Genomic DNA, 12361 nt, shown 5'->3' with positions numbered 1-12361 from the left:
GAAATTTATATAGATAAAAAAGACTGTTAATTTTTAACAGCCTTTTTTATATGTAAACCTAAAATAGGTTATTTAAAACTTGAGATTCAAAAAGTTATTCCATATGAAAAACATAATATAGCTATAAACTTAAATGAATTATTTCATGAATTTGGAACGATTTCTCATATTTGGGTTGATCATGTTGCTTCTTGAAATATTTACCCTTTTGATTTGTTCTTTCATCATTTTAATTTGATCTCCTAGCATATTGGACGTATCCAGCTTTTTAGCTTCACTCAAAAGACGCTCCGCTTCATTTTTATTACCTCTCATCATAGCTCCGGCAGCCAGATTAAAAGTAGCCAATGCCCGATCGTGCTTAAAGCTTAAGCCATAATCCAAAGCGCTTTTCATATACGATTCGGCCTTAGCAGCATTACTTTGTGATTCAGTTATACCCATAAGATAGTTATAATATCCATATTGCTTTCTTACCAATTGACTTTTAACATTAGTAATTTTGTCTAACCAGGAACGTGCGCCCACCAGGTCCTGTTTACGCAATTTCCAAAAGGCTAATAAGATGTATTCATTTCTGAAAAATAATAAAATGGGAATAGCAGAAAGAAAGACCAATAAGATTCCAAGGCCTATTTGTCGATTAAACATTAGATAAACGCCCGATCCAATTATAAGGGCTGCAATACCAAGTTTTATATATTTATTCATTGTAAAGTCTTCAAATTTCAACAAAGGTAACAATAACAGTTGAAAAATCAGGATCAAAAAGAATGCAAAGATTACTTTTTTGTGGTAATATTGCAAGATAATAATAGCAAATCAATCAAAAAGTTATTTCGTTCTTATGTATGAATATAGCCGAAATTTTTTAGATCCCGATCATTAGATCTCCAATCTTTTTTAACTTTGACGTAGAGATTTAGAAAAATTTTTTTATTAAAAAATTTTTCTAAATCTAATCGCGCCTGCGTTCCTACCTTTTGTATTTTTTGTCCTTTATGACCAATAAGTATTCCTTTTTGCGTATTTCTTTCCACATAGATAGTAGATTCTATACGAATAATATAATCCTCTTCTTTAAAGCTTTCTGTAACGACTTCTACCGAATAAGGAATTTCTTTTTGATAATTGAGCAATATTTTTTCCCGAACGGTTTCATTTACAAAGAAACGAGCAGATAGGGTGGTAAACTGTTCCTTATCGTAATAAGGAGGCATTTCCGGTAATATGCTTTTTATTTTTGGAAGAATTAATTCTGTATTAAGAGAATGTAAGGCAGATATAGGGAGAATTTCCGCATTTGGTAATTGGTTATGCCAGTATGCAACACTTTCCGATATATTAGTTGCATCTTTAGCTTTATCAATTTTATTCAGCAAAACAATAACAGGAATTTTCACCGAATTTAATTTTTTAATTAAAAATTCAGACGGGTTGCTATCTTGACCAAACTCTGTAATAAATAGAATTAAATCTGCGTCATCGAAAGATTCTTTTACAAACTCGTTCATTTTTTCCTGTAATTCATAGGCAGGGCTTTGTATAATTCCGGGCGTATCGGAAAATATAATTTGTGTATTTTCATCATTCCAAATTCCATACACCCTATGACGGGTAGTTTGAACTTTTGGAGTTACGATGGATAATTTTTCTCCTATTAATTGATTTATCAAAGTGGATTTTCCTACATTGGGTTTGCCTACAATGCTGACAAATCCTGATTTGTGTGACATGAAATTATTTTTTTGATAAAATTAAAAAGTTATTTAGTATCGGAACGATATTTTTTATTTAGAGCTTGTAAAATTGCCCAAGTTTCAGCATCTACCATGCCATCTGCTTTTTCTGGTCTGAAATGCCATTGAAATGCCCTGACAATTAAAAAAGTATTTTTGTCCCACTCTCCGGTTAAATCAATTTTATAACCATATTTTCTAAGTGATTTTTGAAATTCCAACGGAGAAGTATAGGGATAGGTATCCGGAATGTATTGAGACAAGAAAACATCTTTATCATATTCATCATACCAAGCACCAATTCCGTAGTTAGTATATAATTCTTTCCATGGAAACATAGGTCCGGGATCTTGTTTTCTTAATGGGGCAATATCGCTATGGCCCACCACATTTACGGGATCGATCTGGTATCGATCGATAATATTCTTGGATAAAGCGGCTACTTTCTTAATTTGATACTCTGGAAAAGTAGCAAATAGCAAAGAATCTTTTATTTTAGTGAATCCTTTATTCACTATTTCAATACCAATGGAAGTATCATTTAAATTTTCTGTGCCGTTCCATGAGCTTATTCCTGCGTGCCAAGCCCTTTTATCTTCACTTACTAATATATCAATGGTATCATTAGGCTGATCAGTTATTAGATAATGGGAGCTTACTTGCCCCTTTTTAGCTAATATTTTAACGGAGGTTGGATAATCCGATACGGTATAATGTATCACTAAGAATTTTATTCTTTCATTGAAAGCTACAGAAGGAAAATTTTTTTGGGAAATAACATATTCCGGTAGATTAGCTTCAGTAATAATATGATAGTTAGGATTTGCATGGGTAATATATACGGTATCTCTAATAACTTTACTATCAAAGATAATTTTTTTTTGTGATCCACAACTTAAAAAGAAAAGTGTAGAGCACAAGATAAAAATGTTGAATTTTAATAATTGTATCATATATTTAATTATGTAATAACAAAGTTAAAAAACAGTAAAATAAATATTAGTCAAAAATTTTAAAAAAATACTTGCATAAATAAAATCTTACACTTAATTTTGCACTCCAAATTAGTTGTAATTCAGACTAAATTTGGAGAGTTGCCGGAGTGGTTAACGGAGCAGTTTGCTAAACTGTCGACAGGAAACTGTCGCGTGGGTTCGAATCCCACACTCTCCGCATTAACACAAGGTAAATTCGGGGTGTAGCGCAGGTGGTAGCGCATCTGGTTTGGGACCAGAGGGTCGCAGGTTCGAGTCCTGTCACCCCGACTTAATATATCAGTAAGGGGTCGCGTAGCTCAGCTGGATAGAGCATCTGCCTTCTAAGCAGACGGTCAAAGGTTCGAATCCTTTCGCGATCACTATTTTGTATATTATTTAGAAAAAAAATCATTTTATAGCTATATCTTTTAAGATCTCAAATAGATATAGAGGAATGATAGGCTTATATAATTAAATTCCCTTTGAACAAATCCCAAAACAAAAAAAATTTTTTGACGTCTTGATTTCTCAGCTAAAAAAGGTGAATTTGATCTAAAATCTAAAAAAAATACTGATCCAGATCTAAGACAAAGGGATTTACAATTGTATATTGATCATGTCTATGCTAAAATAACCCTAATAAAATGGACTGACATTTGATGAGAAAAACACTTACTATAGCGGATTATTGAGAAATTAAAAGTGCAATTCTATGAAAAGAATTTACGACTTTTATGCATTATGAATTGGAAAAAAATAAAATATTTTTTACTCCTTTCAGAAGACAATACCTATATTTTACATTTTCAAATTTTCCCATTCATTCAGAATATATTTTTGAGTAATTGAAACGTTTATAAGGACAAATAAAATACGGATCCGGTTCATCTATATTTTTTTCAAACGGATAAGTAAGTTTAGCAGAAAAGTTATTGGAGAAATGCGAATTTTTTTTTTCAATACCTTCCCGTAAGGTAGAAGATAAATTCATTTTAAATAATTTATGTATCAGCTTTCTTATATATTACAAAATTCTTATTATTATCTTATTATTATAAAGAGAGAAAACATAAAAAATCCATTCAAAAGTTAAGTGGCAAAATTATGCTTATATAAATATTTGTATCCCCAAAATTATATAGAGAACTAAAATGGTTAATAGCCTGAAAAAAAAGTATTTCCCCGCGCCCCGTAAGAATATCCGTTTCATGACTTGTTACGTAGACTTTTCCATTTCGAAAATGGATATAAAATCTGATAAGATTCTGCAAGTGAAGCTTGTTCTGAACTCATACGAGCTCTTGAAAAAAAGATAGCTTTCCTAAGCTATACTTGTTGGCTAGTTGAGTTTAATACTTGTGTTTTAACATACTAAAATTTCGATAAAAGTTGAAGCAAGTGCTTATTATAAAATCAATTTTAAGTCTGATAAACAGAATTACTAATTATAGTAGTGAGGATGAAAAATAATACGGTTTAGGTAATAATCATCTATTATATTTTCTAAAATTTGAAAAAAAATAATAATATTTTATATTTATTCATGAATATAAAATATTATTATTTTCGGTCAAAATTATCCATTTGATACTTATTTAGTTTTACTAGTAATAAGTTTCTCAGCTGTTTAGATTAAAATATTAATTACGATTTATAATTTTTGCAATAATACTATTATCCTTATCCCCTTCTTTATTATTATAAAAATCTAACATTATGGTGCCTATTTTACATTTTTCAGGTAAAGAATTTAAATATTCGGATAAAGATGGATTCATTGCCGGATCTATACCCAAACCACCCCATGCGTACATATAAGGAGTGCGACCATTAGCTACCTTATAGCCAATACTATTATAATTAATATAAAAAGTGTCAGAATCGTTTATGGATTGTGAGATATACTTTGTCACTAAAGAATATTTTTTATGAGTATCATGCTGGTCGTATTGGTCTTGAATAAAAAAATTATCTCCTCCCATATCTGAAGACTTACCTTCCCAATTCCAACCATTAAGTATAACACCTATATTCTCTTTATTTAATCCATATTTATTTAAAGCTAAATCATCAATTTTAAATCTATAAAGTGGAACAATATGACTTCTAGCCTCACCTAAGAAGGGTATTTTATTACCTTTGTAAAACAATGAATTGTATGCTGAATTTGTAAAATATTTACGTAAGAACAATTCTGTAATATTACCATCTGTATTTTCACTATTTAATAACATAATAATTGTTTCTTTAGAATTTTCTTCCAAAAAAGATTTACACTGATTTAATAGTCTTGTAAAGGATAAATTACAATTAGTATTATTATGGTAAATATTTAATTCATCACCTTTATCACACAATCGTATATCTAGAAAACGAATTCCATCTTCCAATTGTTCCCATATGGTATAATTCTGACATCTTACCCCTCCAACGTTGTTAGAAACATCTTTAGTTCCTGAATTATGTGTCCCGGGAATGGATAAATTAGATAATTTAACGCTATCAATTATATTTGACATCCAATTAGGAAACGTTTGATTTAAAATAAATTGATTAACTGATCCAGCATGAAAGTTTATAGTGCAAATAGTTTTAAGTGGAGTCATGGCGGAAGATCCAAGCCACCAGTTATTAGTAGTGCCGGTATGACCCTGAGCAATAACTAAATTAGGAATAGTGAGGTTTCGCTCTCCTAAAAAAGTTAAAGTTAAGTCTCCTAGAAATGCAAAATTTAAGTCATCAGGGCGTGTTGCTCCTGAAGAACAAACAATTGCCATTCCTCCGGATACTTTTGATTTAAACCAATCTGCCACATATCCTTTTCCCTTTCTTCCTGCTCGTACATTTAAATAACATCGTCCTTTTGAAATTGATATTCTGTTGATACCTTCCCAAGGTTGACCGTCTGTTATTCTATGTTCTTTAATCGAGAAGATTACATTGGTAACAGTTGGATATATATTACTTAAATCTAATATAAATTCATTATCTCTTATTGTTGCCATTTTTTTATTTGTTATTAAATTAATCTAATATTTAATTTTAATACAAAAATATAAAATAAATAGAATAAAATAAGATATAAAAAAATTTTTTTATATTTAAAAAATAATATAAATGTGTATTAAAAATAAATTCTGTAATTTAAAAAAAACTTAAAATTTCAAATCTCCTTTTTAAATACCAAATCATTAATATAAAACATGAGATAACCTATATGTAAAAGTAAATTTTTTCAGCTTGATTATAAAGATAAAATAATGATTAAAAATAATATAAGAATAATTTTAATAGATAAATTGGACTCTAATTTGCTTATCAAATGATATATCTGCAGTTCAATATTTGTCTTATATCTAACTCTAGTTATTCATTATATAATTAATCCAGTAAAAAAATTAACTTTTAGGTTAAACTTTATAACTTAATTATATATTTAGTTTATTGATTATAACTAATTTGTCTGAATATTAAGACGCGGATATAAAATAAAATTATGTTTTGTAAATTTTACATACTCAAAATTTAATTAAATTGATTTTCCTTATTTACTATTTTCTGTTTGCATGGATTAGAGAAAAGAGGTACTGTTTTTTCCTTATAAAATCTTGATACAGTAATTTTAAAGAAATATTACTTTGGTAATGTCAAAAAAAGTAATAGTTGGCCGAAGAAACTTTTATGTCTTTCTTAATTATAATAATAAGCATTAACAATCGCACCATAAAAAATAATTTCACTAAAGTATCTACCCAATAGTTTATTACTAAGATGCAAGTTATTTGGATGAATTATGTAACCTTATTTTATACTTTTGACGTTGTAATAAAAATGACATAAACGTTCATTTCATATATGGTTTTTTATCAGGATTAATTTTTTTCAAAAAGTAGTGCATGGTTTGATTCACCAAAAAAATCATTTAAAGTAAAAATATTTTCAGAGCCGTACCAGCAACGAAGAGTTTTTTTAACATACAAAGCTGTTGGAATTGTATAGTAAACTAATATAAATTTGTAATTATAATACCAATAACAAAAAAATGTTCGTTATCTCCAACTAAGGATAATTATAAAAATAAATTTTAAAATTATTAAGGTAATAGAAAGATTTTTTTTAAAGATAAATTATTTATATGAAGAGAAAATCATGTGTTAACATAATTTATATTTTACCAATAAGAATACAATTTTCAAAGCTAAAATTTCATAAAGTATAAATTTATATAATTAAATTTGAACATAGTAACATGTTGAAATGTAATATAATAAAAAAATATTGTTGTTTAACTATTTAAAATAAATTCACTAATAAAAATTATGTTTTTAATGATCAATAAAATATTAGTATTTTTAATAAATTATAAATTTTTCTAATTCAGTGGTTGCTTTATGCTATTAAATATTTTATTAAAATAAATTATTTCTTTAAATTTTCTTACTTAAAATATTAATGTAAATTTACCCTCTTAATTTTTATAATAATAAACAATACTGTGAGTAAATTTTTTACCTTAAATTTATAATATGAATAAAAATAAATATTTATATAAAAAAGTCCTATTAAGTTTTTTAGGAACTTTAACCTTAATCTTTACGCTAACTAGTTGTGAATGTGACAGAGACAAGAAAAAAGAATTACTAAGACAACAAGGAGAAAAAGAGAAATTAGAAAAAGAACAATTGGTTCAAGCAGATAACGTTGGAACAGTTATTCAAGGAACTTTAGATCCGGCAACAGGAAATTTTATTTATGAAACAGGTAATATATTTACCATAAAACTACCCAATGGGCAAGAAATAGTTGAAGTAGGAAATAATTCTACTGAAGCTAAATTATATAATTTTCTTATAGATTCAACTATAAATGTAAGCGAAGATAAAACCAAAGGGTGGATTACATTAGATCGAGTATATTTTGATACTGGAAAATCAATCATTACTTCAGAATCAGGAAAACAAATGAAAAATTTATCACAAATTTTAAAAGCATTTCCTAAAACTAAAGTAAAAATAGGAGGTTATACCGATGCTACAGGATCTGAAGAAACTAATAAAAAAATTTCTGAGGGAAGAGCAAAAATAGTTCAAGAAGAATTAATTAAATCAGGAATACATACAGAAAGAATATCATTTGAAGGTTATGGCTCACAGCATCCGGTTTGTGAAGCGAATGATACCCCCGAATGCAAGGCGCAAAACAGAAGAGTGGATATCCGCGTTCTTGAGAAATAAATTTCAGTTTCACTCACAGTATTGTTATTATATACCCAATTCGCTACGTACAAATTTAATTTCTTCATAAGAAAAATCATCACCTAATGAATCCTTAATAATTTTTAGCTCCTTGGTGTTTAATTCAATTAATTTTTTTTCAATAACAACATACTTCTCCTTAGAGATAAAATCATATACAGAAACTTTATTTTTTGAGATTAGCTTGGCGACATGATTACTGATAGTTGAAACCGTCAAATTTCTCGCTTTTGCAACCTCGGTTAAGCTTTTACCATCTTGTAAAAGTTGTAAAGTAATATCAATCGTGTCCTCTTTTTTAACGATAGATGAAACAGTTTCAGAATCAGAATTAAATACATATTCCTTATATGTAATTCTTTGGTCAATAAGATGGGTAGAAAGTATAGATTTTATTTTTATTTTTATGTTATTTTCAAATTCATAAATAAATCTTAAATATTGAGTGATTTTTGATTTATTTTTATATTCAAGATAATGAGATTGTAAAGGTTTCCATACCTTATTAAAAAGTTCATCAGCAAAATATTCAACAGCATCTTTCGCCCTCTTTTCAATAGTTTGCCATAATTCTTTTTTATTAATAACAGTAGATGAATTAAAACGAGAGAGAATATTCCGTTGGAATTTTTGGTTTACGAGCAATAGAGAATGAAAGCACTCATCCATGGAAGCAACCAAATTCAGTACATGTTGTTTTTCAGGAATAGACTTTTCAATAGTCATTTTCCTCCATTCCTGTATGTTATGAATTAGTGAAAGTACTGATAAGGATTTAAAAAGAGTTTCAAGTCCAAAGTTGTATTTCTCTTCATTGAGTGTATTTTCCAACTCATACACGTTCCACATCCGGTTTTGGAACTCATTAATTTTAGAGTCTTGAATAATATTATGACTCTTGATGATAGATTTTAAAATGATTCCTTCTAAAGTACGACACCTACTTAAAGCAACATAAACTTGACCGGAAGCAAATGATTTTCCGGCATCGATAATAACTTTATCGAAAGTCAGCCCTTGGCTTTTATGAATAGTTACACCCCAAGCAAGTCGGATCGGAAATTGAGAAAATGAACCCAAAACTTTTTCTGTAATCTTTCCGGTTTCAGGATCAAGACTATATTTTATATTTTTCCAAACTTCATGTTCTAATAAAAAAGAATCTTTTTGATTATCAAAATGAACATAAATATCAAAATCCTCAATTTTTTCAATAATACCAATTTTTCCGTTGAAATACCTTCTGTTGCCGGAACTGTCATTTCGTATAAACATAATTTGCGCACCTTCTTTTAATACCAATTCTATATCGGTAGGATAAGAAGTTTCAGGGAATGTCCCATCTATAATAGCCTCAAAAAACTTTATAGGTTTGTTGAGCTTTTTTAATTCATTTTCATTGATAAACGTAGCAATAGAATTATGAGTAGTTAAAGTTATATATCCGGTTTCCTTGGGAACAAAATCAGGATTATATCTTTCATGAAGTAAATCAAAATCAATAGCATTAAAATCCTGATATCGAATAGCATTTAATAAATTAATAAAAACAGCATCATCTTGTCTGTAAACCTTTTTAAATTCAATACATATCGGAGGGTTCTTTTGCAAAATTAGAGCATCAAAGAAAAAAAGGCTTTTATAATAATTTTTTAAAAGATTCCATTGTTCTTCTTTAATTACGGGCGGTAATTGGTACATATCTCCAATCATTATTAATTGTACCCCACCAAAAGGAGCAGGATTTTTCCTTGTATATTGTAATGACCAATTTATTGCATCAAGAATATCCGCACGTAACATGGAAACTTCATCAATAATTAATAATTCTACTTCCGAAAATAATTTTCTCTTATCTTTATTATACTTAAAATGCTGATGAAGTTCTAATTTAGTAATAGCAATATTACGATCAATCCATCCGTCATTAGCAGGAATAAAACTAGTAAGAGGAAAACCAAATAAAGAATGTATAGTTACCCCTCCTGCATTAATGGCAGCTACACCTGTAGGGGCAACAACAAGGGTGTTTTTGCTTGTAGAATTTTTTAATTCCTTTAAAAAAGTAGTTTTACCTGTCCCTGCCTTTCCGGTTATAAATAAGTTTTTATTAGTATAATTGGCTAAATCGAAAGCTAATTTCTGTTCAATATTGATTATAGTAGATTGGTTTGCCATATACTTGTTGGATTTAATACAAATATATAGTAATAGTAAAAGTTCAAAAAATAAATATGAAAATTTAAGGCAAATAATTGTTTTGATTTAAAAATTGTTAAATATTATAAAGATTAAACTTTATTAAACTTCATCCAAGTTTTTTTAAATTAATAAAATTGGAATATTATACTTAAAAATAGGTATATAAATAATAATATATAATAGATCTATCATTTATTTTGTTAAAAGAATTAACAAAAAAGTGGTGTAAACTTAAACATGCTCAGTAATTAATGCAGATAAATAATATATACAATTATAATATATATTCTATTTTTGTTTAAGACTTAATCAGGTAAAAAATGAAAAGTAAAATTATAGAAGGTTTTTCCAAACTAAACAAAGAAGAAAAAATTAACTGGTTGACTAAACAATACGGAGGTGGTTCAGAAGGATTAAAAAATATATTAACACAGTATTGGAATCATAACGCAGATTTGCAAAAATTACATGATGAATTCGCGGAAAACACTATAAGCAATTTTTACCTTCCCTATGGAATAGCTCCCAACTTTTTAATAAATGATGATATATACGTTCTACCCATGGCAATTGAAGAAAGTTCTGTAGTAGCCGCCGCCGCCAAATCGGCTAAATTTTGGTTAAATAAAGGGGGATTTAAGACCAAACTTTTAGGAAGTACTAAATTAGGACATATTCACTTTATGTATAAAGGAGATGCATCTAAATTATTACAATGGTTCAAAATCCATTTAAAGGAAAAACTCATAAAACAGTCCATGGATTTAACTAAGAATATGCGAATGAGAGGAGGAGGTATAACCAATATCGAATTAGTAGATAAATCGAATGAGCTTGAAAATTATTATCAGATAAAAGGTTCTTTTAATACACAGGATAGTATGGGGGCTAACTTTATTAATTCATGCTTAGAACAATTTTCAATAACATTTAAAGCAGAGTTTCAAAAATCCAATATCTTTGATGAGGAAGAAAAAAACAATTTTCAGATTATCATGTCCATACTTTCCAATTACACCCCAGATTGTATGGCAAGAGCCGAAGTAAGCTGCAAAATAAAAGACTTAAGAGACGATATTAGTATATCTCCTGAAGAATTTGCTTGGAAATTTAAACAAGCTGTTGAAATAGCAGAAGTGGAACCTTACAGAGCAGCAACTCATAATAAAGGTATAATGAATGGTATAGATTCAGTAATACTAGCCACAGGAAATGACTTTAGAGCAGTTGAAGCTTGTGCACATACCTATGCCTCACATACCGGAAAATATACAAGTTTAACACATTGTGAAATTAAAAATGATCGATTTCGTTTCTGGATCGACCTGCCGATCTCTTTAGGAATAGTTGGAGGTCTGACAAATCTTCATCCATTGGTCATTGCATCCTTGCAAATATTAAACAATCCCTCAGCAGAAAAACTTATGCAAATAGCAGCGGTTGCAGGACTAGCTCAGAATTTTGCTGCCATAAGATCATTAATTACAACCGGAATACAAAAAGGACATATGAAGATGCATCTTACCAACATAATAAATCAATTGGGAGCAACAGAAGAAGAAAAGAAAACAATACTTGATATATTTAAAGAAAAAACCATCTCTTATCATTTAGTATTCGAAGAATTGGAAAGACTTCGTAAAGAAAATAACGTTAAAGAAAGATAGAAAGATACTCACTAGCATATGATAAAAACCATAAAAGTAGACTATGTAGATAAAATAGGAAATACTTAATAAGAAGCTAACCAACCGGATAAAAAAAGTTAACAAAAAACGAGGAATTAATTAAAAAAGGAGGGAAAAAACTAATAAAACTCCCGAACACGAAAAAAAAGTTTAAGGTATATACAGAATATAAACAATTGAAAACTAGTTAATTTAGGGTTAAGAGGTCTGGGTTAGGCAAAGTATTTAAGAAAAAAAGATTAAAAAAAACTTGCGAAGAAAAAAAAAGTAACTATCTTTGCATCCGCAAGTCAGGAATAACGAAGAGAGAAAAGAGAAGAGAGAGTACCTGAACGAGCATAAAGATCGTTGAAATAAAAAAGTTTATAACAAAGCTTACGAAAGAAAAAGTAGCAAAACACAACCTGGAAGTTAAAGGAAGATTCTTTTGAGGATATGAGGCCATGAAATTGATAATTTAAGAAGAAATTACAATGGAGAGTTTGATCCTGGCTCAGGAT

The 12361-nt window shown here is 28.7% G+C and carries 9 protein-coding genes and 3 tRNA genes; 5 read left to right on the top strand and 7 right to left on the bottom strand.

The annotated features are described in order from the left end of the window. Positions 1–138: 138 nt before the first annotated feature. The 3 genes from ASC36_RS05300 to ASC36_RS05290 all read right to left on the bottom strand — a co-directional run bounded on the left by ASC36_RS05300 (position 139) and on the right by ASC36_RS05290 (position 2692). Positions 139–711 (bottom strand): hypothetical protein, encoded by a 573-nt coding sequence (locus ASC36_RS05300; protein ID WP_055425455.1) that lies wholly within the window; start codon positions 709–711, stop codon positions 139–141. Positions 712–845: 134 nt separating this feature from the next. Beyond that, on the bottom strand, positions 846–1736 hold the full coding sequence (era, locus tag ASC36_RS05295; RefSeq protein ID WP_055425454.1) for a GTPase Era: 891 nt from the start codon (positions 1734–1736) through the stop codon (positions 846–848). A 29-nt stretch (positions 1737–1765) separates the two neighbouring features. Beyond that, positions 1766–2692 (bottom strand): N-acetylmuramoyl-L-alanine amidase, encoded by a 927-nt coding sequence (locus tag ASC36_RS05290; RefSeq protein ID WP_055425453.1) that lies wholly within the window; start codon positions 2690–2692, stop codon positions 1766–1768. Between the two features lie 135 nt (positions 2693–2827). Here ASC36_RS05290 and ASC36_RS05285 point away from each other — a divergent pair. The 3 genes from ASC36_RS05285 to ASC36_RS05275 all read left to right on the top strand — a co-directional run bounded on the left by ASC36_RS05285 (position 2828) and on the right by ASC36_RS05275 (position 3096). Then, a tRNA-Ser gene (locus tag ASC36_RS05285) sits at positions 2828–2912 on the top strand. A gap of 19 nt (positions 2913–2931) precedes the next feature. Then, positions 2932–3004 (top strand) — tRNA-Pro (locus ASC36_RS05280). Positions 3005–3022: 18 nt separating this feature from the next. Next, a tRNA-Arg gene (locus tag ASC36_RS05275) sits at positions 3023–3096 on the top strand. Between the two features lie 440 nt (positions 3097–3536). Here the strand turns inward: ASC36_RS05275 and ASC36_RS10655 are convergent. Together ASC36_RS10655 and ASC36_RS05270 are read right to left on the bottom strand one after the other, a co-directional pair. Next, entirely contained in the window at positions 3537–3707 is a 171-nt protein-coding gene (locus ASC36_RS10655) for a hypothetical protein (protein WP_156332314.1), read from the bottom strand. A 649-nt stretch (positions 3708–4356) separates the two neighbouring features. Then, positions 4357–5721: a phosphatidylinositol-specific phospholipase C domain-containing protein gene (locus tag ASC36_RS05270; RefSeq protein WP_082435408.1), complete on the bottom strand. Its 1365-nt coding sequence runs from the start codon at positions 5719–5721 to the stop codon at positions 4357–4359. 1521 nt (positions 5722–7242) lie between these two features. On the opposite strand from ASC36_RS05270, the gene ASC36_RS05265 reads away from it, so the two are divergent. Further along, on the top strand, positions 7243–7950 hold the full coding sequence (locus ASC36_RS05265) for an OmpA family protein (protein ID WP_055425452.1): 708 nt from the start codon (positions 7243–7245) through the stop codon (positions 7948–7950). 27 nt (positions 7951–7977) lie between these two features. Here ASC36_RS05265 and ASC36_RS05260 read toward each other — a convergent pair whose 3' ends face one another. Continuing rightward, a complete protein-coding gene (locus ASC36_RS05260; protein ID WP_055425451.1) occupies positions 7978–10149 on the bottom strand; it encodes a helix-turn-helix domain-containing protein in 2172 nt (723 codons plus the stop codon). 344 nt (positions 10150–10493) lie between these two features. On the opposite strand from ASC36_RS05260, the gene ASC36_RS05255 reads away from it, so the two are divergent. Then, positions 10494–11840, top strand: a complete 1347-nt coding sequence (locus ASC36_RS05255; protein ID WP_055425450.1) for a hydroxymethylglutaryl-CoA reductase, degradative — start codon at positions 10494–10496, stop codon at positions 11838–11840. A gap of 311 nt (positions 11841–12151) precedes the next feature. Here the strand turns inward: ASC36_RS05255 and ASC36_RS10950 are convergent. Further along, positions 12152–12361, bottom strand: a 210-nt coding sequence (locus ASC36_RS10950) for a hypothetical protein (protein WP_221400566.1), incomplete at its 5' end; no start/stop codon positions are given.

This window comes from Apibacter mensalis (assembly GCF_001418685.1).
Lineage (GTDB): Bacteria > Bacteroidota > Bacteroidia > Flavobacteriales > Weeksellaceae > Apibacter > Apibacter mensalis.
This window is presented reverse-complemented; position numbering and strand designations above follow the sequence as displayed.

Excerpts from the sequence above, each read along its gene's own strand:
- ASC36_RS05300 (WP_055425455.1), bottom strand. The coding sequence starts at position 711 with ATGAATAAATATATAAAACTTGGTATTGCAGCCCTTATAATTGGATCG.
- era (WP_055425454.1), bottom strand. The coding sequence starts at position 1,736 with ATGTCACACAAATCAGGATTTGTCAGCATTGTAGGCAAACCCAATGTA.
- ASC36_RS05290 (WP_055425453.1), bottom strand. The coding sequence starts at position 2,692 with ATGATACAATTATTAAAATTCAACATTTTTATCTTGTGCTCTACACTT.
- ASC36_RS10655 (WP_156332314.1), bottom strand. The coding sequence starts at position 3,707 with ATGAATTTATCTTCTACCTTACGGGAAGGTATTGAAAAAAAAAATTCG.
- ASC36_RS05270 (WP_082435408.1), bottom strand. The coding sequence starts at position 5,721 with ATGGCAACAATAAGAGATAATGAATTTATATTAGATTTAAGTAATATA.
- ASC36_RS05265 (WP_055425452.1), top strand. The coding sequence starts at position 7,243 with ATGAATAAAAATAAATATTTATATAAAAAAGTCCTATTAAGTTTTTTA.
- ASC36_RS05260 (WP_055425451.1), bottom strand. The coding sequence starts at position 10,149 with ATGGCAAACCAATCTACTATAATCAATATTGAACAGAAATTAGCTTTC.
- ASC36_RS05255 (WP_055425450.1), top strand. The coding sequence starts at position 10,494 with ATGAAAAGTAAAATTATAGAAGGTTTTTCCAAACTAAACAAAGAAGAA.